The sequence below is a fragment of the Bacillus sp. RZ2MS9 genome (assembly GCF_001816185.2).
Classification (GTDB): Bacteria; Bacillota; Bacilli; order Bacillales; family Bacillaceae_G; genus Bacillus_A; species Bacillus_A cereus.
Window position 1 is genome coordinate 726,540 of sequence record NZ_CP049978.1, and the last position, 23,461, is coordinate 750,000.

Here is a 23,461-nt window from a genome sequence, read left to right on the forward strand (position 1 = left end):
GATTTTTCTTAACATTTGTCATAATAAGTATATTTTTCATGATTCTGTTGTTAATTCCGTAATGTGGATGTAATAGGGGAGGGGATAAAAAAAGACTGCTGAGGAATCTCAGCAGTCTTTTTCATGTACATTACATTGAGAAGAAGATCCATACAGTTAAACCAACTGTTGCAGTTGCAACGAAGAAACTGTATATCATTGTAAGAATTTGAACTCTTCCTTCTCCTTCTTTTAAATGCATGAACATAATTAATTGTAACAATGCTTGCGCAACAGCCATTATGATAATAGTTGTTAAGACTGTTGAAAGTGGCAATGTTGTGTAAAGTGCCACGTATAACGCTAGAAACGTTAATGCAAGCGATAAAATAAATCCGAAAACGTGTGACCAAGGGAATCCGCTATGCGCATGTCCGTTTGCTTGGTTGTTATTTTGACCCATTTACGCCACCATCCCGTTCAAGTAAACTAGTGTGTAAATAAAGACCCAAACAAGATCGAGGAAATGCCAGTATAAGCTGATAATGAATACTTTACGAGCTGTAACTGGTGTTAAACCTCGTTTTAAAATTTGGATAATAACACAAATTGCCCAAATGATACCGCCTGTTACGTGGGCTCCATGCGTTCCAAGAAGAACGAAGAATCCAGATAAGAAGGCACTTGTTTGAATTGTTGCACCTTCACCAATATACATAATGAATTCTTCAATCTCGAAGAATAGGAAACCTGCACCTAAAAGTAATGTAAGGACGAACCATCCAAGCATCGCTTTTTGGTTGTGCTTACGCATTTCGTGAATTACGATACCACATGTGAAACTACTTGTTAAAAGTAGTAATGTTTGAATTAAAAGCGTTTTAAGTTCAAACAGTTGCGCTGGTGTTGGGCCATCTGCCGTACGACCAGCAAGGACTAGATAAGAGGCGAAAAGTGTTGCGAACAGCATAATTTCAGCCCCAAGAAAAATCCAGAATCCTAGGATATTCAATCTGCTTTGTTCGGATTGATATTCCAAAGGTAAGCTTTTATCTAAAGCCGCCATGTCATTTCACCTCTCATGCTATATGTTCTGTTTTTTTAATTTCATCAACACTGATATAGTAACCTTCATCATAATCGAATGAACGATAGATTAAGCAAGCTAAAATACCAACTCCACCGATTGCTGCAAGCCAGAACCAGCTAAATACTAATGCGAAACCTGCAAGACCGAAGAATCCAGACGCAATAATAGGCACACCAGAGTTACTTGGCATGTGAATTGGTTTGATATCTTCTGCTGCTGGTGTAACTGTTTCTCCGCGTTTTTTCATGTACCAGAAAGCATCAGCTTCTTTAATTTCAGGAAGCTTCGCGAAGTTGTAATGTTGTACAGGAGAGTGAGTTGCCCATTCAAGTGTGCGACCATCCCATGGATCTCCAGTTGTGTCACGTTCACCGTGACGTGCACTCCAAATTACGTTGTAGCAAAGAAGTAGGAAGCCGATACCCATCATTACCGCACCAACAGATGCGATTTGATTTAGCCATCCCCATCCAAGACTTTCAGAGTAAGTGTACATACGACGAGTCATACCGTCTAAACCTAAGAAGTACATTGGGAAGAAACAGATGTTGAATCCGCTCATAAAGATCCAGAATGTCCATTTACCTAGGCGTTCATTTAACATATGACCAGTCATTTTTGGATACCAGAATGTGAATCCAGCAAGCATAGCGAATACTGTACCTGCGATTAATACGTAGTGGAAGTGAGCGATTAGGAAGTAGCTGTTATGGTATTGATAATCAGCTGCTGCCATTCCAAGCATAACCCCTGTAACCCCACCGACTACGAAGTTTGGAATAAATGCCAATGACCAAAGCATTGGAACTGTAAAACGAATACGTCCTTTATACAGTGTAAACAACCAGTTAAAGATCTTAACCCCGGTTGGAATCGAAATCGCCATTGTCGAAATCGAGAAGAATGAGTTAACCGCTGGACCTGCACCCATCGTGAAGAAGTGGTGAAGCCATACGACGAAACTTAGTAAAGAAATTGCAACCATTGAGTATACCATCGCACTGTAACCGAATAGACGCTTACGTGAGAATGTACTAATGATTTCAGAGAAAATACCGAATGCCGGTAAAATAACGATATATACTTCAGGGTGACCCCATACCCAGAACAGGTTGGCCCATAACATCGGCATACCGCCGCTCGCCATCGTAAAGAAGTGAGCATCGAATAGACGGTCAAATGTCATTAATGCAAGAGCAACTGTTAATACTGGGAAAGCGAAAATAATGATAATTGTTGTAATTAAGATTGACCAAGTAAACATTGGCATTCTCATTAAAGTCATACCAGGTGTACGCATTTTTAAGATAGTAACAAGGAAGTTAATACCGGTCATTAGCGTACCGAGACCTGAAATCTGTAATGCAATTGCGTAGTAGTTATTTCCTACGCCCGAAGTAAACTCTGTACCTGCCATTGGGAAGTAAGAAGTCCACCCAGCGTCTGGAGAACCACCAATTACGAAAGCGATGTTGAATAACATTGCTCCGACAAAGAATAACCAGAAACTTAAAGCATTTAAGAACGGATATGCAACGTCACGAGCACCAATTTGTAATGGTACTACAAGGTTCATTAATCCCATAACGAATGGCATTGCCATGAAAAGAATCATTACTGTACCATGTGTTGTAAAGATCCCGTTATAGTGTTCAGCGTTTAAATAAGTTGTTTCTGGGAATGTTAATTGTGCACGGATCATTAAACCATCCATACCACCACGGAATAACATGATAACCGCAGAAATAATATACATAGCTCCGATTTTTTTATGGTCAACAGTTGTTAACCATTCGTCCCAAAGCCATTTCCATTTTTTATACTTTGTTAGTACGAAAATGATTGCTAATGTCACAAGAACGATAGAAGCGTCTGCACCGTAAATAATCGGATCACCTGTGACAAAGAATTCATCAAGCTTCACTGTGTTCACTCCAATCTGTTGGAATTATAGCTATTATTTTTTGTTTTTGTAGTAGTTGTAATCACAATATTCAAGTGATTTTGGATCTACATAACTTAAGTGGTGACTAGAGAATGTCATACGACCAACTACACCAGGTTTAACAATTTCGTTGTACTTAGCTTCTGTTAGTTTAGGAGCAGTTTCTTGTACTTCTTTAACCCACTTGTCATATTTCTCTTTAGTTTTTGCTTCAACTTCGAACTCCATGTGAGTGAATCCTTCACCAGAGAAGTTCGCGCTACGGCCTAGGTAAGAACCTGGCTTATCAGCTTGTAAATAAAGGTCCATAATCATGCCATCCATTGTGTACTTCATACCACCAAGTTCTGGTACCCAGAAAGCATTCATTGGGCCGACAGAAGTCAGTTTGAATTGAATTGGTACACCAGCTGGGATGTTTAAATAGTTAACGGTTTCAATTTTTTCCTCTGGGTAACTGAATAACCATTTCCAGTTTGCAGATGTAACATAAATCTCCACTGGTTTAATATGTTCGGACTCTTTCGGAACCTCTTCCGAAGCATAAGTTGCTTTTACTGTTGGAATCGATAATGCGATAACGATAATAACAGGAACAAGCGTCCAAATGATTTCTAATAATGTGTTACCGTGTTGTTCAGGTGGCTCATAGTCCATATTCTCTGGTTTTTCACGATAACGAATCAAGATGACTGTAAACAAGATGAATACAATTGCGATAATTAATGACATAAGCAAGAATGACCAAACAATTAAATCATACTGTGCTTTTGCAACAGGTCCTTGCGGATTTAATACTGCGAGTTTTTTATCACAGCCACCGAGGAACAGAAGTAATGATAACGGAAGAAGCGAAGCCAACTTCCAAAACGCTTTCTTTAGTTGCACGATTGAAAATCTCCTTTCTCCTTGGATTGAAACTATGCCAATAAAACAATATAAACCTATTAATTTATAGAAGGCAATAGTTTTTGATATATTGTTAAAAAATAGACACAAATGCACACTTTTTAAGGTGAATATCATTTGTAACTTGATTACATTGTAAACTATTTTCCAGAGAAAAACGTGATTGTGAAAATTTTAAGATAAATAAAGTTATACCAGGATATCCAAGAAATAGAAAAAAGCTATCTTATGATAAGAAAGATAGCTGAATATTTTTTATATTTAGTTTATTTCTTGTGTGACAGTTCGTGGCTGTTCAAGTGTGACAATTTTTTTATATTTAACTTGGTATAAAATGTAACAAATAATCATAAATGGAATGCCGCAATAAAGAGCAATTCTTTGATCTGGAATGAAAGCCAAACTAACAAATGTAATGAAATTGAGCGAGAACGCTACGATTGGAACGAGTGGATAGAGCGGTGTACGATATTTTAAATCATTTATGTCGCCACCATTTTTCACGAAATTTCTACGGAAGAAAAACTGTGAAGCGGCGATTGACATCCAAACGACAACGGCAGCCATTGCTGCAATAGATGTTAAAACTAGAAAGACAGTATCTGCCGCAAATACACTTGTTAGTAAGGACAGGCTAGCGAAAATTAGGCTGAAAATTAATGCATTTAGCGGTACACCTTTTTTAGTTAATTTCGTAAATGCTGGGCTTGCCATTCCTTGTTTTGCCATCGCCCACAGCATACGAGAATTTGCATATAGACCAGAGTTAGCAACGGATAATACAGCTGTAATAATAACAAAGTTCATAATATCTGCTGCATATGGGACACCGGCTACATCAAATACAAGTACAAAGGGACTTTCAACTAGATTAGCCTCTTGCCATGGGAGTAAACCTACAACAACTGATATCGCTAAGACGAAGAAGAAGAGAGTTCGCCAAATTGTATTTTTTATTGCTTTTGGAATTGTTTTTTCAGGATTTTCACTTTCTCCTGAAGCGATTCCAATTAATTCTGTTCCTTGGAAGGAGTAATTTACTGTAATCATCGTAAGAAGAACAGCTAATGCACCGTTTGGAAATAGCCCGCCATTTTCAGTGAAATTATGAAGCATTGGAGCTGGCTTTCCATTAAAGTCTAGTAGACCGAACATAACAGCGCCACCAAGCACGATGAAAATGACAATTGTCGCGACTTTTACACTTGCGAACCAAAACTCTGCTTCTGCATATGCTTTTGCTGATAAAGCGTTTACGAGGAAGAGTGCTGCTGCAAATGTAACGCACCAAATCCAGGAAGAAACGTCTGGAAACCAGCGTTTCATTAAAATACTTACAGTTGTTAACTCTACGCCAACTGTAACAGCCCAATTTAACCAATACATCCAACCGACAACAAATCCAAAACCAGGTGAAATGAATTTGCTTGCATAACTTTGGAATGAACCTGCTTCTGGCATAGCAACGGATAATTCACCAAGACATAACATCGTTAAATACATAACAAATCCACCGACTAAAAATGCAAGAATAGCACCACCAGGTCCGGCATTATGGACGATTTGACCAGATCCCATAAATAGCCCGGTTCCGATAACACCGCCGAGTGCAATCATAAATAGGTGTCTACTTTTCATTGTTCGTTTTAAATCTGTTTGTTCAATTTGTTGATTCATATGCCCCTCACCCCGTATTTTTTTGAATGTGTAAACTTCGTTTTATTCTGAGTTTTTAATCATTAGTGGGGGATGCAAAACACACTCGGTTTATTTGCTATGAAATGAATGGAGTATGTAAAAAACGAACTATGACTAAATACTCTAAGAATGTTTGTTAACATGGTGATATCTTCACTATGTTAACAATTTTGATTTTAGCAAAATATTCTGTAAATGTATATTTATTTTTCTTTTTATTAAAAATAATTAGAATTTTTATAATTAATTCTATGAGCGATAATTCACATGATCTTTCTAGCAAACTAGTAAGAAGAAGGGTACAATGATAAGAGTTGTGTCTGTAAAATAATAATTAATGGAGTTTTGTTTATAATGAAAAAGTTAAAATATCTTTTTGTTTTTGGGATTATACTTGCTGCTGCATTTTTTATAGGAAAAGATAAAATCATGCAAAAGGCGCAAGTTCTACGCTTAGAGTTTCTATCTGAAATGAAAGAAGCAGCTATGATTGAAGATGTTCCGTTTATTAAACAATTACCAGAATTACCTCGAGGATGTGAAGTGACAAGTTTAGCTATGTTGCTGCAATATAAAGGTGTACAAGTAGATAAGATGCAACTTGCTAGCGAAATTCATCGTGTTCCATTTGAACAAAATGGTTTGCGTGGAAATCCTTACGAGGGATTTGTGGGAAATATTTATACAAAGGCAGAGCCTGGATATGGTGTATACAATAAACCAATCTTTGATTTAGCAGAAAAATATGTTCCTGAAAAAGTAATTAATTTAACAGGTAGAGACATGCAAGATATGTATAAAGTAATTAGTTCTGGTTCTCCGGTATGGGTCATTATTAATACGACGTTTAAGCCGCTAGCTGAAAGTAGTTTTGAAACATGGAATACGAGTTCAGGCGAAGTGAAAATTACATATTATGAGCATAGTGCAGTAGTAATTGGATATGATCAAAACTTTGTATATGTAAATGATCCTCTTAAAAATAATCCGCGCTTGGCTGTTCCGCGAGCAGAATTTGAGAAAGCTTGGGAGCAAATGGGAAAACAAGCAATTACTATTTTATAATAATGAAAAAGTCATCTTTTGGATGGCTTTTTCTTTTTAGTTTATCATCACTGAAAATTCAGAAGATTCTTTTAAAAGTTAACAATTCACGTTATAATAACATTTAACTTGGTGAAGAAGGGGAGAAGAGAAATGGATGTTGCAAAGGAACTTGTTTTGTCAAAAAATCAGTTGGTTGAGTGGAGAAGGCATTTTCATAAGTATCCAGAGTTATCTTTTCAAGAAGAGAAAACATCGCAGTTTGTGTTCGATATACTTCGGAAATTCCCATATTTAGAAGTGTCACGGCCGACTAAATATAGTGTGATGGCAAAGTTAGTAGGTAAACATCCGGGCAAAACAGTTGCGATTCGAGCCGATATGGATGCTCTTCCTATTCATGAAGAAAATGAGTTTGATTTTATTTCTATATATAAAGGTGTAATGCATGCATGTGGTCATGATGGACATATAGCGATATTACTTGGGGTTGTACATAAGTTAGTAGAAGAAAGAGAGAAGATTAAAGGAGAGATTCGTTTTCTATTCCAACATGCTGAAGAGAATTTTCCTGGTGGTGCAGAGGAGATGGTTGCTGCAGGTGTAATGGAAGGTGTGGATTATATTATTGGTGCTCACCTTTGGGCGTCATTAGAGGTTGGGAAAATAGGTGTTATTTATGGTCCTGCAATGGCTGCACCGGATGTTTTTAAAATTAAGATAGAGGGAAAAGGTGGACATGCTGGAATCCCTCATGAAACGGTGGATAGTATTGCAATTGGAACACAAGTCGTTTCGCAACTTCAGCAAATTGTATCTCGCCTCACGAATCCATTAGATTCTCTCGTAATATCTGTTACGCAATTTCATGCGGGGACAACTCATAATGTAATACCAGAGCAAGCCGAGATTGAAGGGACAGTGAGAAGTTTAAGACATGAATTACGAGGTGAAACAGAGAAGAAGATTGAGCGGATTGTGAAGCATATTACGGAATCTTACGGAGCGAAATATACATTTTCATATGAATATGGGTATCGACCAGTTGTAAATGACTATGAAGCTACAGAGCTTATTGAACAAACGGCATTACAACTTTATGGAAGGGATAGAGTTGTTCGTTTACAGCCGACGATGGCTGGAGAAGATTTTTCAGCGTTTTTACAAAAGGCACCGGGGACATTCTTTTTTATCGGAGCGGGAAATAAAGAGAAAGGTATTATATATCCTCACCATCACCCTCGTTTTACGATTGACGAAGATGCATTACCGATTGGAGTGGAAGTCTTTGTATCAGCCATTATGAACTTTATAAGTAAAGGAGAATGAGATGAAGAAAATACACATTCTAGCGCTTATCCCAGTTCTTTGTTTAGTAGTTGGGCCAATATTTGCGAATTCAGTTACTCCTTACGTATTAGGGATGCCATTTTTATTATTTTGGGTATTATTATCAGTGTTTATTACATCTTTTTGTATGGGGCTTGTGTACGTGTTTGATCCTGCTAATAAGGAGGATGTAAAATGACTGCATTACTTATCATTATTTTATTTTTGTTTCTCGCACTATTTTTAGGGATTCGGGCACAACATGGAAAAGATATGAATTTAGAGCAATGGTCAGTTGGGGGAAGAGGGTTTGGCACTATTTTTGTTTTTCTCCTTATGGCAGGTGAAATTTATACGACGTTTACATTTTTGGGAGGAAGTGGCTGGGCGTATAGTAAAGGAGCACCTACCTTTTATATTTTAGGCTATGGCGCTTTAGCTTATCTTTTATCGTATTTTTTATTGCCACCGATTTGGAAGTATGCGAAAGAGCATAACCTTGTTTCACAGTCGGATTTTTTTGCGAAGAAATATAGAAGTAAAGCGCTTGGGATTATTGTTTCAATTGTTGGTGTTGTTTCCATCATCCCATATCTTGTTTTACAGTTAAAAGGACTGGGAATTATCGTTTCAGAAGCTTCTTACGGAAGGGTGTCACCTGTTGTTGCGGTTTGGATTGGTGCTATTGTTATAACTATATATGTAATGGTTTCAGGTATACATGGTTCGGCTTGGACGGCTGCTTTGAAGGATATTATGATACTGTTTATCGTTATGTTTTTAGGTATATATTTACCGTATCATTATTATGGAGGATTTCAGCCGATGTTTGAGGCTGTAGAGGCAGCGAAACCGGGATTTTTATCTTTACCTGAAGAAGGAATGAGTATTTCTTGGTTTGTTTCTACTATTATATTAACGGCCCTCGGTTTTTATATGTGGCCTCATACATTTGCTTCTGCTTTTTCTGCAAAAAATGAAAAAGTATTTCGTAAAAATGCAGCAATTATGCCATTGTATTCTTTAGTTTTACTTTTCGTATTTTTTGCAGGATTTGCTGCTATATTGCAAGTTCCTGGGTTAAAGGGAGCGGATGTAGATCTTTCGTTATTCCGTCTTGCTTTACAAACTTTTGATCCTTGGTTTATTGGAATTATTGGTAGTGCGGGAGTATTAACGGCATTGGTTCCGGGTTCGATGCTTGTTATGGCGGCTTCTACACTGTTAGCGAAAAATATTTATCGAACGATAGTTCCATCTGCTTCAGATAGACAAGTTGCTAAGATGGCAAAATTATTTGTGCCTGTAGTAACGCTCGTGGCAGTTTTATTTACATTTAAAGGAGGAGAAACGATAGGAGCGCTTCTATTAATGGGATACAGTATTGTTACACAACTTTTCCCTGCACTTGTATGTAGCTTGTTTCCACGCCAAATTATTACGAAGCAAGGAGCGATTGCAGGAATAGGAGTTGGGCTGTTAGTGGTCGCATATATTACCTTATCTGGTTCAACTATAGCCACAATGTTTCCGAGTTTCCCGCAGTATATAAAAGATTTGAATGTAGGCATAGTCGCATTGTTAATTAATATGATTGTGATGTTTGTAGTTAGTGGATTTACAAAAAGTGTATCTATAAAGAAAAACAATATAATAGTAGAAAAGTAATTCGTTTATCCCGCATTAACGGGCAGTAAGACCCTCAACTCAAAATTCAGCGGAAGCAAAGAAGTTAGGTAGGGGCCCTGCTGCCTGTAAAAGTCCGATTGGTGAGGGCTGATTAAAGTTTTACTTTATTAGAGCTATCTTTGAAAAGAGATAGCTCTTTTTTGTATATATTTTCTTCAATTAGCGGAATCTAACTAAAAACTTGTTGAAAAGGAAGTTAGGTGGGGAAATTGTTAGAGCTTGAAGGTAACTTATTTGAAGTTATGAAAGAAATTAGGGATGAGTTAGGTTCACCTAATGATTTAACAATTAGAGAAGTTGTTCTTGCTGGGAGTTTTACACGTTGTGCGGTTGTGTTTTTATGTGGGTTAACAGACAAGGATAATGTTTATAAATATGTAGTTCGTACTCTTCAATATGAAGAAGTGCAAAATGAAGCGGCTGTCGTTCAGACGTTATTGGATCGTTTTATTTCTATTGCGGAAGTGGGTAAGAAGACAACGTTTCCGGATATTATAAATGCGATTTTAGCGGGAGATACAGTTATATTAATTGATAATATTCAAACTGCTATCGTTATTAATAGTAGGGCTTGGGAGAAGAGAAGTTTAGAGCCACCAGTGACAGAAGATTTAATACGCGGACCAAGAGTTGGATTAAATGAAGATATTAATGTGAATAAAATGTTAATCCGACGCAGTTTACGCGATCCAAAGTTGAGGTTCCAATCTTATATTATGGGGAAGCGATCGCAGAAAGAAGTAACCCTAGTATATATAGAAGATATTATTAATCCTCACATTGTAAAAGAGTTAGATCGCCGTCTTCAATCAATAGTGACAGATGTTATTTTGGAAACAGGTACGATTGAACAATTAATTCAGGATAATAATTTATCTCCATTTCCACAGTTTTTGAATACAGAGAGGCCAGATAATATTATAGCGTCATTAGCGAAGGGAAAAGCGGCCATTTTAGTAGACGGATCTCCGTTTGCTCTTATTGCACCGCTTGTGTTTGTTGATATTTTTCAATCTGTAGAAGATCATTACGAGCGCTGGGTGATTGGAACGTTACTAAGATTTTTACGTATGGGTTCAGGTATAATCGCGGTTTTGTTACCAGCTATGTATGTAGCACTTGTATCTTATCATCAAGGACTTATTCCTTCTAAACTGGCTTATTCAATTGCAGGTGCGAGGGAAGGTGTTCCGTTTCCAGCATATATTGAAACGTTAATGATGGCCTTGACTATGGAATTAATACGAGAAGCTGGAATCCGATTGCCCAAACCAATGGGACAAACGATAGGGATTGTAGGAGGTCTTGTAATTGGAGAAGCTGCGGTAAATGCAGGGATTGTAAATCCGTTTTTAGTTATTATTATTGCAGTTACTGCGATTGCTACGTTCTCGCTTCCTGTATATAGTATTACGATTACGTTCCGAATTTTACTTTTCGTCTTTGTATTAGCTGCAACGGCTTTTGGACTGTATGGGATCATTCTAGCTCTGATTGCACTTGCTATTCATATTACAAATTTAACAAGTGTTGGTATACCGTATACAACTCCCATTGCTCCTGCATTTTATAAAGATTGGAAAGAAGAATTTATTCGCATGCCAAAATCGATGTTGAAAGATAGACCAGAGTACTTACAAACAAAAGATTCTACAATACGTCCAAAGGAGCGAAAATAAGTGAAACCATTTGAGTATGGCGATGAAGAGATTGGATCTCGGGAAATTGGGTTTGCGGTATCATCGACCATTATTGGTATAGGGGCATTGTCTATGCCGAGAGATATCGCTAACCAAACTTTATTTTCGGACGGTTGGATTATCTTGCTTTTGGGTGGATTGATTTGCGCAGTTTTAGGCTGGTTTGTGACGAGAGTGGCTATCTTATTTCCAAAACAAAATTTTGTTCAATATACGAGTGCGCATTTGACGAAGCCTGTTGCATACACAATTAGTTGTATTTTAGTATTAACGTTTGCTGCTTTGACAGCATATGAATCGCGAATGATTTCAGTTATTTCTCAAACGTATTTATTTAGTGATACACCAATACAACTACTGTCTTTCTTCTTCTTATTAGTTGTTATTTATGGAATAGCAGGATCAAGAGCAGCCTTATTAAGGTTAAATGTTTTATTCTTACCTATTGTTTTAATTGCGATAGTACTTCTTTCTTTATTGAATATAAATTTAATGGAAATAAATAATTTACTACCAGCTTTTCAAACGAAAGTAAATCAATATGCTGTTGGAGTTAAAAATTCTATTTTTACGTTTATTGGATTTGAAGTAGCTTTATTTTATGCGGTGTTGCTGAATGATAAGACAGCGAAAAAAGCGCCGATGGCAGTCGCGAAAGCGGTGATGGTAAACGTGCTGTCATACATTTTAATTTATGTAACTTGTATTAGTGTTTTTACGTATATGACAACACGTGGATTGACATATCCAACAATTGAATTAGGGAAAGAAATTGAAATTGGTGGAGGATTTTTAGAAAGGTTTGATGCGATTTTTTTTACGACTTGGATTATTACTATTTATAACACGACAGCAATGTACTATGATGTCGCATCTTTATTGTTTTGTGCTATGTTTCCGAAAGTGAAGAAACATATTTTTATTTTCGTAAGTGCCCCAATTATTTTTATGGCGAATATGATACCTAGTAGTTTGAATGCTTTATCAAGTTATGGGACTTATTTAGCTTGGATAGATATGGGGTGTGTTGTGTTAGCACCTTTGCTCGTTTTAATTGTATATAAAATAAAAAGAAGGAATGGTGGAAATGAAACACCTTCTTAAAATTATAATGGTTATGGCTTTAACTGGATTTATGAGTGGGTGTTCTGAGTTAGAAGAGATAGAAGAAAGAGGATTTGTAGTAGGAGCGGCTTACGATATCGTGAAGGAGAAGAAAGCGAATCCAATTATGAAAGGGACCTATCAGATGGTACTCCCCAGTAAATTGTCTCAACAGGGTGGACAAGGGGGTGGGGATAGCGAAAATTATATTAATGTTAGTGCAAAAGCAGATAGTGTATTTGAACAAATAAGAATAATCGCTAAAAAAATTAGCCGTACATTATTTTTCCCTCATATACAAGTGATTATTTTCTCTGAAGAATTACTTTCACATCCATACATTTTACAAAATACGTTAGATGTATATATTCGCGATCATGAAATGAGAAGAAATATTCGTTTGTTCGTTTCTAAGAAAAATGCAGAAGCTATTTTAAAACAAAGTGCCAAGCCTGAAAATTTACCGGCGCAGTATATTGATATGTTAGCTGAACACCCTCCGAAAAATGCCCAAATGATTGAGGCTGCAAGAATTGGGGAGGTACAGGAGAAGATGATCTCTAACCGCAGTTTTGTATTACCTATTCTTGAACTGACAAAACAAGGGGTACAAATGAACGGTGCAGCATTGTTTCGTGGAAAGGATAATAAATGTGTAGGCAATTTGAGTGGGGAAGAAACATTAGGGATGAATTATATAATAGGCAAAAAAATTGGAGGTTTTTTTACCATCCGTAAAAAGAATCAACTTATTACATATGAAATTCATAAGTTACGTCGAAAAATTAAAGTATCCACAACGAATGCTACAAAACCAAAGTTTGATATTCATTTATCTCTGGAAGGCACATTGGCTGAGTTGCATTTCAGTGATCATAAAAAGGTTTTGAATGAAAAGCGTTTAGAGAAGGATATATCGGAAGAAATGGAGGAGCGTATTCAAAAATCGATTAAGCTTGTTCAAAAAAAATATAAGGTAGATGTATTAGAGTTAGGGGAAGTGTATAAGCGACATAATTATAAAGAGTGGACAAAAATAAGTAAGAATTGGGATCAAGGCGAAAATTACTTTAGTAATGCTGAAATTACTGTTCATGTTCATCCAACAATTGAACATTCAGGTTCAGCTTTACCGAAAAGAGTGAAATAAGGTGATGAAAGTTGTTTACTGGATTAGGAATTAGTTGCACGGTATTAATGGCAGTTCTTCCAGGAACTATATATTTTATTCATAAAAAACTCACAACGTATGGAGCACAGCCGTGGAATACTGATGTGCAAAAAAAGAAACCTGAATAATTTCAGGTTTCTTTCGTGCAAAGCATATGTGAAGGGGGATACCTTCTATGTATGCTTTGCTTTATACAAGCCCTAACCAATGTACCAATTGTGTAGAGAGGAATGTAACAACAATGGCGATAACGGTAGGGATTGCAAACGATAAGAATGTCCATTTTGCACTTTTTGTTTCTTTGTATATATTAACAAGTGTTGTTCCGCACGGGAAATGAAGAAGTGAGAACAACATTGTGTTTAACGCTGTTAACCAAGTCCAACCATTTTCTAGGAATAGATTTTTAATTTGATTAAAATCATCTATTTCAGTTAAAGCCCCAGTTGATAAGTAAGACATTAATAAAATTGGGATTACAATTTCATTAGCGGGTAGTCCAAGAATGAATGCAGCTAGAATAAACCCGTCAAGTCCTAACATTTTAGCAAATGGATCTAGGAAGTTTACAAAATACATAAGTAAGCTTGTGTCACCGATAAAAATGTTAGCAAGTAACCAAGTTAATGCAGCCGCAGGGGCAGCAACAACTATAGCTCGTTTTAAAACATAGATTGATTTATCGAGTGTTGCGCGAACAATGGTATTCCAAACTTTTGGCTTGCGGTACGGAGGTAACTCAAGTGTGTAGTGAGTTGGAATCCCTTTTAAGGCTGTCTTTGATAGTACCCAAGAAACAGTTAATGTCATAATAACACCAATTACAACCATTCCAACTACAACGCCAGCAGTAACCAATGTTTGCATACTGCCTGTATAACCAGCAGCCATAAATAGTGAAGCCATTAAAATTAACATAGGCCAGCGACCGTTACAAGGAACGAAGTTGTTCGTTAAAATTGCTAGCATACGTTCACGTGGTGATTCAATGATACGTGTTGACATAATGGCTGCTGCATTACAACCAAATCCCATTGCCATTGTTAAAGATTGTTTCCCGTGTGCGCCGGATCGTTTGAATAAGCGGTCCATATTAAACGCGACACGTGGTAAGTATCCGTAGTTTTCTAATAGCGCGAACATAGGGAAAAAGATTGCCATAGGTGGTAACATAACGCTAATAACAGCACCGATACCACGGAACAAACCAAGTATTAAAATGCCATGTAACCATTCAGGTGCATGCGCTGCTTGGAACCAAGATGTTAAATATCCTTCGGCCCATCCGAAGAATTCGGCAATCATATCAGATGGTACGTTAGCGCCTGCAATTGTAAGATAAAAAATAATAGATAAAATACCGAGCATAATTGGGAATCCCCAGATTGGAGATGTGAAAATTTTATCTAGTTTTTCGGAACGATATAATTTATCAGTATTTGTATATTGGACAGATTCTTTACATATGCTTGCAGATGTTCGGTAAATATCTCCGACTATATCATCTCGTATATCTTCTTTTGAAAGTGTTTGTGCATGTTGAATAATATAGTCTAATGGAAGACCTTTACTGGCTGAGTGAGATTCCATTAATTACGACCTCCCTTACAAGTGGTTCATTATGGTGTTTTTGAAGTGTAGTTAAGAAATTTTTATCTCCATCTAATATACGTAACGCAATCCAACGTGCTGGATACGTATCACCGAACACTTTATAAATTTGTGGTTCTAATTCCTGAATCATATTTTCAATTTTTTCGCTGTAAGTAATTTTAATTGGTGTTGGAATTAGTTTTTTATTTGCTACTCTTGCAATAACATTTAGCAAATGACCAATACCTACTCGGTTACGTGCTGAAATTTTAACGACAGGTACACCAAGTGATTTTGCTAATTTCTTTTCATCGATAACAATCCCTTTTTTCTCGGCTTCATCAATTAAGTTAATGCAAATGACTACATTATTTGTCATCTCCATCACCTGGAGTGCTAAATTTAAATTTCTTTCCATAGCAGTTGCGTCTATAACAACTACAGTTACTTCTGGTTTTTCAAATATAATATAATCCCTCGCTACTTCTTCGTCTGCGGAATTTGAGTATAGTGAGTAAGTTCCCGGTAAATCTATTAATGTATAATTACTTCCGTTATGTTCATATTCTCCTTCAGCTTTTAAAACAGTTTTTCCCGTCCAGTTTCCAGTATGTTGTTTTAAGCCTGTTAAAGTATTAAATAATGTACTTTTCCCTGTATTCGGGTTACCAGCTAAAGCGATACGATGTTTGCTCATCTGAAATCATCTCCTATTAATACCCCGAAAATAAGGGAGCTTTCTTCTTTACGCAGTGCAATAGTTGTGTTGCTCACTTGATAAGCGACCGGATCTCCAAGTGGACTGCGTTGCAATACTTTAATCGTCGCCCCCGGGATAAATCCCAAATCTAATAAGCGTCGTTTCATAGTTCCTTCTAATTGTATCTTCTCAATTTGTACAAACTCTCCTATTTTAAATTCGGAAAGTGGTTTTATATTAGCCGATACCATAAAAGTTACCTCATCTCTATATTTTTAGTTTGAGTTTAAAAAGTTTCCTAAGGTAAACTTTTTGTTAGTAATATAGTAGACTACATTGGATTATGTTGTCAATTAGTACTTTAAAAATATTCATTTATTTTTAGAATTGTTCCAATTTATTTAGTTGTACTAAAAAATATTACTGAAATTATTTTTAATGTGCATAAATTAGGTGTGTAAAAATTACAAAATACAGCGGAATTGTAAATGTAACTTTAACGAAAAGGGAAAAAGAGAGAAAAACATTTACATTGAATTTACATTGTTAAGAATATATTTACATTGCAGCGTAGTTAGTGTGGTTTTTGTTGGGTTATTTAACTATAAATGTTGGGATTTCTAGCTTTTAAGGATTATTATCGTCATTTACTTAAAATTAAAAATTGCTTAACACTCACATAATATTGTTGTCCTACAATGAATTTGTGTTCGAAAGAAAATGAATTCGAAAAGTGATAATCCAAATGGGGGTACAAGACATGGTTATGAAAAAAGGTATTAAATTTTCTTTAGCAGCTTTAGTGGTAGCAGGAGCATTAGTTGGTTGTGGGAAAGCAGAAGATACAACTAGTAAAGAAACTGCTAAAGGAAGCGATAATACAAAACAAGAATTATCAGGTACGATTGCAGCGGCTGGTTCTACAGCTCTTCTACCTCTTGCGGAGGAAGCTGGAAAGAAATTCATGGAGAAAAATTCAAAAGTTTCTATTCAAGTTCAAGGTGGCGGTAGTGGAACTGGGATTAACCAAGTAGCATCTGGTGCAGTGCAAATTGGTAATTCGGATGTTCCGTCCGGAGATAAAATAAAAGATGCTGAAAAGGCGAAAGAATTAGTAGATAACAAGGTAGCGGGTATTGCATTCGCTCTTGTCGTAAATAAAGATGTAAAAGTTGATAACTTAACAATGCAACAAGTACAAGATATCTTCACTGGAAAAGTAACAAACTGGAAAGAAGTAGGCGGAAAAGATGAAAAAATCAATGTAATTAATCGTCCGGCTTCATCTGGTACACGTGCTACATTTGAAAAAACGATTATGAAAGACGCGAAAATTAATGATGGAACTGGTACAACACAAGATTCTAACGGTGCAGTAGAGCAAGCGATTAACTCTACTCCTGGTTCGGTGAGTTATTTAGCAATGTCTTACATGGTCGGCGAGAAAAAAGGCGCACTACAAACAGTGAAAATTGATGGTGCTGAACCGAAAGTTGAAAACATTGCGTCTGGTAAATATCCATTCTGGTCTTACGAATATATGGTAACAAAAGGTGAAGCGAAGGAAGCGACGAAAGCTTACATCGATTATGTAAAAGGTAAAGATTTTGAAAAGCAAGTAGAAGATATGGGCTACATTCCAATGTCTAAATTAAATAAGTAATAAAATTTTATGGGGCTGGCTGCAAGGCCAGTCCTGTTCATTTCAATCTGTGAAGTGGGGTCTGTCCTGTGATGAAGGGGAAAAAACAAATTAATTACGTAAAAAGTGAATATATAGGAAGATCACTTGTTACGTTTTGTGGTATTTTTATTGTTTTAATTACATTAGCTATTATTGCGTTTATTTGTGGGAAAGGTATTCAATCTTTTACACAAAGTGGTATCTCATTTACTGAGATGTTAACATCGACAAAATGGAATCCAAATGCTGATCAAGGATCCTTCGGGGCTTTAATTTTCATTGTAGGTTCAACGGTGGTTTCGTTAGGCGCGGTTATTATTAGTGCACCAATTGCTATAGCTCTTGCTATATTCATGAATTTAATTTCGCCAAAGTTTGGAAATAAAGTATTGAAGCCTGTTCTAGAATTGTTAGTTGGTATTCCTTCGGTTGTATACGGATTATTAGGTGTTACGATTTTAGTACCACTATTACGTGATTCGTTTGGGGGAGTAGGCTTTAGCTTAATTGCAGGTATTGTTGTATTAAGTATTATGATTTTACCTACTATTGCTAGTATCGCTTCTGATGCAATACGTTCTGTTCCATTTGATTATTTAGAAGCTTCTTATGGTCTAGGATCAACGAAATGGCAAGCGATTAGCCGAGTAATTGTTCCTGCTGCGAAGAAAGGGATTTTAACAGGTGTTGTTTTAGGTTTAGCGCGTGCTTTTGGTGAAGCGCTAGCGGTTCAAATGGTAATCGGGAATACGATTAAATTACCAGAAGGAATATATAGTCCGACAGCGACGTTAACTGGTATTTTAACAATGGACATGACGAATACATTGAACGGAACTGCTTGGAACAATGCGCTATGGACTTTAGCGATGATTTTACTTGTTATTTCATTCCTGTTTATTTTAGTAATTCGAGCGATTGGGCAAAGAGGTGAGCGATAATAATGAATGCAAGAACGGTAAATAAAGTTTGGACAGGTATCTTTTATGCGGTTGCAGCTTTAGTTGTAGCTTTGCTAGTGTTCTTAGTATTTGAAATTTTACAAAAGGGATGGGGATTTTGGGATCCTAATTTCTTGTTTGGAGAACCAAGCAATACAAGAGCTGGTGGTGGGATTGGTCCGCAGTTATTCAATTCCTTCTACATGCTTGTTATAACGCTTATTATATCTATTCCTCTTGGATTAGGTGCTGGAATATATTTAGCAGAGTACGCAAAACAAGGACGTTTTTTAAATTTTGTTCGTCTATGTATAGAGACGATGGCGTCTTTACCTTCTATTGTTGTTGGTTTATTTGGTTTGTTAGTGTTCGTTACAATGACAGGTTGGGGATACACAGTAATGGGTGGTGCTCTTGCTTTAACTATTTTAAATTTACCAGGTTTAACGCGTGTTTGTGAAAATGCGATTTCAGAAGTTCCTCATAATGTAAAAGAGGCAAGTCTTGGATTAGGTGCAACGAAGTGGCAAACAATCGCTCGTATTATTATCCCATCGTCATTACCACAAATTATTACAGGGATTATTTTAGCGGCGGGTCGTATATTTGGGGAAGCGGCAGCATTAATTTACACAGCGGGTTTAACATCCCCGATTTTAAATTCAGCAGCGGATTTATCAAGTCCTGCGCATCCTTTAAATCCGTTTAGACCAGCTGAAACATTAGCGGTTCACATTTGGAAATTAAATTCTGAAGGAGTTATTCCAGATGCGAAGTTGATTGCGACAAAATCTGCAGCTGTATTAATTATTATGGTATTACTATTCAATGTTATTTCACGCTTGATAGCATCTATATTACACAAGCGCTTTACAGGAACGAAAAGAAAAAGTAAAACAACGAAAAAGGTAAAAGCGGCATAAATTATAAAGAAGAACTCTCTATTTATAGGTAGGGGGTTCTTTTGTATTTTAATATAGAAGGAATGGATGTAATGATTGTTGAATTTGTGATTAATTATAAAGAAGAACAGATGTAATTTGGATTGTGGATTCTAGTAAACCTATAGAGCAATATGTGGAAAAAATGATGGATTTTATGAATAAATAGAGAGAAGGCGTTATCTTCATTTGTGAAGGTAACGCCTTTTGTTTTTAAATATCAGGTGTTTCTGTAGAAGTGCTTATTTTCCTACGGGAGCGTCTTTTTCTCCCGATTTTATCTAATAGTTCATACATAACTGGAACGACTACTAATGTAAGAGCAGTTGAGACTGCCAAACCGCCGATGACGACGACGGCTAAACTTTTTGATACCATACTTCCTGCTTGGGATTGGCCAAATAGGAGTGGGAGCATAGCAACGATTGTTGTAATAGCTGTCATAATAATTGGGCGTAGTCTAGTAGAACCTGCTTCAAGTAAGGCTTCTCTAGTTTCCATTCCGTGTTCCCGATTTTGTTGGACTCTTTCTATTAATACAATAGCGTTTGTAACAACAATCCCGATTAACATTAATGCGCCGATCAAGGAATTTACATCAACAGGTGTTCGTGAAATGATTAATCCTAAAATACCACCGACAGCAGCTAACGGTAAGGAGAATAGGATTGCAAAAGGAGCACGCGCTTGCCCGAAGGTGATAACCATAATTAAATATACAATCCCGATTGCAATCCCCATAATTTTGAATAAATCTGTAAAATTCTCTTGCATAGATTCAGTAGCTCCTGCGATATTTACTTTTGCACCACTAGGTAAATCTAAGTCAGTCATCGCTTTATTTACTGCTGTGTTTACTTTACTCAAATCTTCATTTGAAGCTTCGGCTGTAATTTGGATTGTTTCTTTTCCGTCTTTATGGAAAATTTCTGTTTGCGTTTGTTTTTCTGAAATAGTTGCGATGTCTTTTAAAGGTATTGGTCCATTAATAGGTGATAGTATGTTTGTATTTAAAATATCTTCTTGTTTATTAATGTTTTCTTTTTTGTGTTCTATCATAATAGTAGCTTTTTCGTTATTAATTGTAATTTCGCCAATAGGTGATTTCTTCATAAGGAATGCTACTTGTTGCGCAGCTATTTCTGGTGTTAAACCTAGTTGTTCAGCCTTTGTTTGATCAATATGAATTTGCCATTCTTTTTTAGAGTCTTCTAAATTTGTTTTTACTTTAGAAAGATCATCCATGCTTTTTAGTTTTGTTTCAACGATAGTAGCCGCCTCTTTTAAATCCGCTTCGTTAGTAGCTGTTACGTTAAATTGTAAGTTATTGCCGCCGCCAGAGCTTGAATAACTTGTTTTTATATAATCAAGTTCAGCAGGCTCAAAAGTTTTATTTTCCTTTTTTAACTCTTTAATATATTGATCAATATCAGAACCTTTTTTAAAGACTACGAATATACTAGCGAGGTTATTTTTAGTTGTTTGCCCCCATTGTGCATCTTCTGCGCTAGATCCCATTCGTAAAATAACGTCTGTTATATCTGAATTAGAAAGTAATTTCTTTTCAAAATCAAATGCTTTTTGTTTTTGAGATTCAGCATTATAATCGGCTGGAAATGTCATGTTAATAGATAACATTGTGTCGTCTTCAGATTTTATGTTTGCTTTCGGTAGTAATATATAAGCTGCAATTGATCCTACAAATAATAAAAATGCAGTAAGTAGAATAATGAATTTATGAGAAAGAGCCCACTTTAATGTAGCGACATATCGTGATGAAGAATTTGGCTTTCGATGCTTTGTTTTTTTGAGTAGTAAAAAAGCCATAAGTGGAACAACTGTTAGTGCAACGATTAAGGATGATAGTATAGAATATACAACTGCTAATACCATAGGTAACATTAATTTTCCGATTGCTCCCGCTACGAGGCCGATAGGTAAAAAAACAGCGACCGTTGTTAAAGTAGAAGAAGTAATTGCGACTGCGACTTCTTTCGTTGCATCGAGAATGATATCTTTAGAGAAAGAATCTTTTTGTAAACGGCGGAAAATATTCTCGATGACAACGATACTATCATCGACGAGACGTCCAACCGCAACAGCTAAACCACCGAGGGTTAAAATGTTAAGCGTAATGTTAGATTGATGTAGTAAAAAGAGTGTTAATAAAATAGATAATGGAATACTGACAACAGCGATGAGTGTTGTTCGGAAGTTACGTAAAAAGATTAAGATAATTAGAGTTGCAGCAATTGCTCCAAGTATTACTTCTTTTCCCATGCTAGTAACAGCATTTTCAACTTGTTCATGGGTTGAAGCCAAAAGTTTAATAGAAAATTGATCTTTATATTCCTTATCTATCTCTTTAACTTTTTTATCAATCTCTTTTCCAATGGCAACTGCATTTTTACTCGGTTCTTTCATGATGATTAATCCTGTGCCTTCTTCTCCGTTTATATGTGAGATTGTATCGTAGTGTTGTTTAATTTCAATTTGAGCAATGTCTTGCAATTTCACTTGGGGTGCCACAGTGATGTTTTTAATGTCATTTACATTTTTTATGTCCCCAATGACGCGGAGGTTGTATTCTTCCTGATTAACAGTAATTGCCCCAGCTGGAGTAGAAGTTTCTTTTCCTTGTAAAACAGTTAGTACCTGCTGTGATGTTACGTTTTTGTTTTTTAATTGGTTCGGATCAAGTACGATAGATAATTCAGAGGTGGATTTTCCGAAAAACATAACGTTGGCAACACCATCAATGTTTTCGAGTTGTGGTACGATTTCTTTTTCAATTTGTTTTTCATCTGCTTTTGAAAAACCGTTTTGTTTCTGGATAGTAATTTGAGCGAGTGGAATCATAGAAGTGTTTAATTGACTAACTACGGGCTTGGTTACATCTTTAGGTAATTTAATTGTATTGACGGCTTTTTCGACTTCGCGTGCTGCATCTTTCATGTTTGCTTTTGATGTATACGCAATGTCGATACGTGATAATCCCTCGTATGTAGAAGAAGTAATGGTGTCGACGTGTTCTAAATTGCGAAATTGTTTTTCGAGAGGATCAGTTACATCCTTTGTCATCGTTTCAGCGTCGAGTCCTTGAGATAAGGTTGTGACGGTAATTGCCGGATTGTCGATACTTGGTAAAAATTCCATAGGTAATTTAGAGCCGGAATAAACACCGAGTATGGAAATGAGAAAGATCATGATGATAATGGCAGCTCGGTTTTTTAATGAAAACTTTGTTAACCTATCCATAAAATAATTCCTCCATTGGTTTATTTATAGTTGAGTGCGTCCTTTCTTACTATATAACAAAAAATGGATATTTTTCATTAATTAAATGTAAAAAAATTCTAACAATATCCTTAAGTTTATATTAGGATTGGAATGTTGTTAATTTGTAGGGGGGAATTTTCGAATGAGAAGGAAGGGGATAATGCGCGCGAGTGGCTGTTTAATGTAGATGGGATTTTTTCTTACGGCTAATTTGTATAGTTATTTTATAGAAGGATAATTATTATAAACCTTAATATAGAAGAGAATGAAAATTTGGGAAGGTATTGTGAAATTCAATTTGGTTGAATGAAGTGTAGTAGTATACAATCAGAATAACTATTTTTAGTAGAGAGGATAATAGTTATTTCTATAGAAGAAAGTAGGGTAGATAATTTTTTTATATTTTTATAAAAAAACACTTGTTATTTAAAAAGTGTGATGGTATATTAATAAACGTCGCTGATGCGGAAACGCAGAAAACGACAAAAAAGAAATTTTAAAACTTAGTTGACATCGAAAAATGAAGATGTTAATATGATGAAGTCGCTTCTGAAGCGGCGGACAAGTTCTTTGAAAACTGAACGAAACAAACAACGTGAAACGTCAATTTTTATTTTAGATGCTAGATAAACTAACTTTATTGGAGAGTTTGATCCTGGCTCAGG

Annotated in this window: 20 protein-coding genes and 1 rRNA gene (1 of these 21 running past the window's edge); 12 read left to right on the top strand and 9 right to left on the bottom strand. The window is 36.1% G+C overall.

Annotation, left to right across the window (positions count from 1 at the left end; genetic code table 11):
* Positions 1-130 precede the first annotated feature (130 nt).
* From qoxD to BHV55_RS03675, 5 genes are all read right to left on the bottom strand, one after another.
* A complete protein-coding gene (gene qoxD / locus BHV55_RS03655; RefSeq protein WP_000531386.1) occupies positions 131-442 on the bottom strand; it encodes a cytochrome aa3 quinol oxidase subunit IV in 312 nt (103 codons plus the stop codon).
* Complete coding sequence (gene qoxC / locus BHV55_RS03660; RefSeq protein ID WP_000729317.1) at positions 443-1,045, bottom strand: cytochrome aa3 quinol oxidase subunit III; 603 nt, start codon at positions 1,043-1,045, stop codon at positions 443-445.
* Positions 1,046-1,058: 13 nt separating this feature from the next.
* Positions 1,059-2,993 carry a cytochrome aa3 quinol oxidase subunit I gene (gene qoxB, locus BHV55_RS03665; protein WP_000762367.1) on the bottom strand — a complete coding sequence of 645 codons (1,935 nt, stop codon included), beginning with the start codon at positions 2,991-2,993 and terminating at the stop codon, positions 1,059-1,061.
* Positions 2,994-3,026: 33 nt separating this feature from the next.
* Complete coding sequence (locus BHV55_RS03670; RefSeq protein ID WP_001176162.1) at positions 3,027-3,902, bottom strand: cytochrome aa3 quinol oxidase subunit II; 876 nt, start codon at positions 3,900-3,902, stop codon at positions 3,027-3,029.
* A gap of 282 nt (positions 3,903-4,184) precedes the next feature.
* Positions 4,185-5,600 (bottom strand): amino acid permease, encoded by a 1,416-nt coding sequence (locus tag BHV55_RS03675; protein WP_001075749.1) that lies wholly within the window; start codon positions 5,598-5,600, stop codon positions 4,185-4,187.
* A gap of 375 nt (positions 5,601-5,975) precedes the next feature.
* On the opposite strand from BHV55_RS03675, the gene BHV55_RS03680 reads away from it, so the two are divergent.
* The 8 genes from BHV55_RS03680 (at position 5,976) to BHV55_RS03715 (ending at position 13,786) form a co-directional block, all read left to right on the top strand.
* The gene (locus BHV55_RS03680; protein WP_070758184.1) at positions 5,976-6,686 is read left to right on the top strand and encodes a C39 family peptidase; all 711 of its coding nucleotides are present in this window, start codon (positions 5,976-5,978) and stop codon (positions 6,684-6,686) included.
* Positions 6,687-6,818: 132 nt separating this feature from the next.
* Positions 6,819-7,994 carry an amidohydrolase gene (locus BHV55_RS03685; protein ID WP_000382127.1) on the top strand — a complete coding sequence of 392 codons (1,176 nt, stop codon included), beginning with the start codon at positions 6,819-6,821 and terminating at the stop codon, positions 7,992-7,994.
* 1 nt (position 7,995) lies between these two features.
* The gene (locus BHV55_RS03690) at positions 7,996-8,193 is read left to right on the top strand and encodes a DUF3311 domain-containing protein (RefSeq protein WP_000719833.1); all 198 of its coding nucleotides are present in this window, start codon (positions 7,996-7,998) and stop codon (positions 8,191-8,193) included.
* Positions 8,190-9,662 carry a sodium:solute symporter family protein gene (locus BHV55_RS03695; RefSeq protein WP_000125929.1) on the top strand — a complete coding sequence of 491 codons (1,473 nt, stop codon included), beginning with the start codon at positions 8,190-8,192 and terminating at the stop codon, positions 9,660-9,662. Before BHV55_RS03690 ends, BHV55_RS03695 begins: the two co-directional genes overlap by 4 nt.
* A 221-nt stretch (positions 9,663-9,883) precedes the next feature.
* A complete protein-coding gene (gerLA, locus tag BHV55_RS03700; protein ID WP_139147433.1) occupies positions 9,884-11,362 on the top strand; it encodes a spore germination protein GerLA in 1,479 nt (492 codons plus the stop codon).
* Positions 11,363-12,487, top strand: coding sequence for a spore germination protein GerLB (gerLB, locus tag BHV55_RS03705; protein WP_070758182.1), 1,125 nt, complete (start codon positions 11,363-11,365; stop codon positions 12,485-12,487).
* Positions 12,471-13,637, top strand: coding sequence for a spore germination protein GerLC (gerLC, locus tag BHV55_RS03710; RefSeq protein WP_000681627.1), 1,167 nt, complete (start codon positions 12,471-12,473; stop codon positions 13,635-13,637). Before gerLB ends, gerLC begins: the two co-directional genes overlap by 17 nt.
* An 11-nt stretch (positions 13,638-13,648) precedes the next feature.
* Entirely contained in the window at positions 13,649-13,786 is a 138-nt protein-coding gene (locus tag BHV55_RS03715) for a hypothetical protein (protein WP_070758180.1), read from the top strand.
* A gap of 61 nt (positions 13,787-13,847) precedes the next feature.
* Here the strand turns inward: BHV55_RS03715 and BHV55_RS03720 are convergent, their stop codons facing one another.
* Genes BHV55_RS03720 through BHV55_RS03730 form a run of 3 tightly spaced genes read right to left on the bottom strand, consistent with a single transcriptional unit; the run spans position 13,848 to position 16,202 of the window.
* Positions 13,848-15,248, bottom strand: a complete 1,401-nt coding sequence (locus BHV55_RS03720) for a nucleoside recognition domain-containing protein (protein WP_000443624.1) — start codon at positions 15,246-15,248, stop codon at positions 13,848-13,850.
* Entirely contained in the window at positions 15,226-15,948 is a 723-nt protein-coding gene (locus BHV55_RS03725; protein WP_000033868.1) for a FeoB small GTPase domain-containing protein, read from the bottom strand. The genes BHV55_RS03720 and BHV55_RS03725 overlap by 23 nt, the downstream gene beginning before the upstream one ends.
* Positions 15,945-16,202: a FeoA family protein gene (locus BHV55_RS03730; protein WP_000252982.1), complete on the bottom strand. Its 258-nt coding sequence runs from the start codon at positions 16,200-16,202 to the stop codon at positions 15,945-15,947. The genes BHV55_RS03725 and BHV55_RS03730 overlap by 4 nt, the downstream gene beginning before the upstream one ends.
* 509 nt (positions 16,203-16,711) lie before the next feature.
* Between BHV55_RS03730 and BHV55_RS03735 the strand changes: the two genes are divergently transcribed.
* The 3 genes from BHV55_RS03735 (at position 16,712) to pstA (ending at position 19,499) form a co-directional block, all read left to right on the top strand.
* Positions 16,712-17,614 (top strand): phosphate ABC transporter substrate-binding protein PstS family protein, encoded by a 903-nt coding sequence (locus BHV55_RS03735; RefSeq protein ID WP_000245109.1) that lies wholly within the window; start codon positions 16,712-16,714, stop codon positions 17,612-17,614.
* A 71-nt stretch (positions 17,615-17,685) separates the two neighbouring features.
* Positions 17,686-18,576 (top strand): phosphate ABC transporter permease subunit PstC, encoded by an 891-nt coding sequence (pstC, locus tag BHV55_RS03740; protein ID WP_000676676.1) that lies wholly within the window; start codon positions 17,686-17,688, stop codon positions 18,574-18,576.
* A 2-nt stretch (positions 18,577-18,578) separates the two neighbouring features.
* On the top strand, positions 18,579-19,499 hold the full coding sequence (pstA, locus tag BHV55_RS03745; RefSeq protein ID WP_000994140.1) for a phosphate ABC transporter permease PstA: 921 nt from the start codon (positions 18,579-18,581) through the stop codon (positions 19,497-19,499).
* A 231-nt stretch (positions 19,500-19,730) separates the two neighbouring features.
* Here the strand turns inward: pstA and BHV55_RS03750 are convergent, their stop codons facing one another.
* Positions 19,731-22,775, bottom strand: coding sequence for an efflux RND transporter permease subunit (locus BHV55_RS03750; protein WP_000375534.1), 3,045 nt, complete (start codon positions 22,773-22,775; stop codon positions 19,731-19,733).
* 658 nt (positions 22,776-23,433) lie between these two features.
* Between BHV55_RS03750 and BHV55_RS03755 the strand changes: the two genes are divergently transcribed.
* Positions 23,434-23,461: ribosomal RNA gene (locus tag BHV55_RS03755) — 16S ribosomal RNA — on the top strand (it continues 1,524 nt past the right edge of the window).

Bases quoted from the DNA above. Each gene is read 5' to 3' on its own strand.
- qoxD (WP_000531386.1), bottom strand. From the start codon at position 442: ATGGGTCAAAATAACAACCAAGCAAACGGACATGCGCATAGCGGATTC.
- qoxC (WP_000729317.1), bottom strand. From the start codon at position 1,045: ATGGCGGCTTTAGATAAAAGCTTACCTTTGGAATATCAATCCGAACAA.
- BHV55_RS03675 (WP_001075749.1), bottom strand. From the start codon at position 5,600: ATGAATCAACAAATTGAACAAACAGATTTAAAACGAACAATGAAAAGT.
- BHV55_RS03680 (WP_070758184.1), top strand. From the start codon at position 5,976: ATGAAAAAGTTAAAATATCTTTTTGTTTTTGGGATTATACTTGCTGCT.
- BHV55_RS03685 (WP_000382127.1), top strand. From the start codon at position 6,819: ATGGATGTTGCAAAGGAACTTGTTTTGTCAAAAAATCAGTTGGTTGAG.
- BHV55_RS03690 (WP_000719833.1), top strand. From the start codon at position 7,996: ATGAAGAAAATACACATTCTAGCGCTTATCCCAGTTCTTTGTTTAGTA.
- BHV55_RS03695 (WP_000125929.1), top strand. From the start codon at position 8,190: ATGACTGCATTACTTATCATTATTTTATTTTTGTTTCTCGCACTATTT.
- gerLC (WP_000681627.1), top strand. From the start codon at position 12,471: ATGAAACACCTTCTTAAAATTATAATGGTTATGGCTTTAACTGGATTT.
- BHV55_RS03720 (WP_000443624.1), bottom strand. From the start codon at position 15,248: ATGGAATCTCACTCAGCCAGTAAAGGTCTTCCATTAGACTATATTATT.
- BHV55_RS03725 (WP_000033868.1), bottom strand. From the start codon at position 15,948: ATGAGCAAACATCGTATCGCTTTAGCTGGTAACCCGAATACAGGGAAA.
- BHV55_RS03730 (WP_000252982.1), bottom strand. From the start codon at position 16,202: ATGGTATCGGCTAATATAAAACCACTTTCCGAATTTAAAATAGGAGAG.
- BHV55_RS03735 (WP_000245109.1), top strand. From the start codon at position 16,712: ATGGTTATGAAAAAAGGTATTAAATTTTCTTTAGCAGCTTTAGTGGTA.
- pstC (WP_000676676.1), top strand. From the start codon at position 17,686: ATGAAGGGGAAAAAACAAATTAATTACGTAAAAAGTGAATATATAGGA.
- pstA (WP_000994140.1), top strand. From the start codon at position 18,579: ATGAATGCAAGAACGGTAAATAAAGTTTGGACAGGTATCTTTTATGCG.
- BHV55_RS03750 (WP_000375534.1), bottom strand. From the start codon at position 22,775: ATGGATAGGTTAACAAAGTTTTCATTAAAAAACCGAGCTGCCATTATC.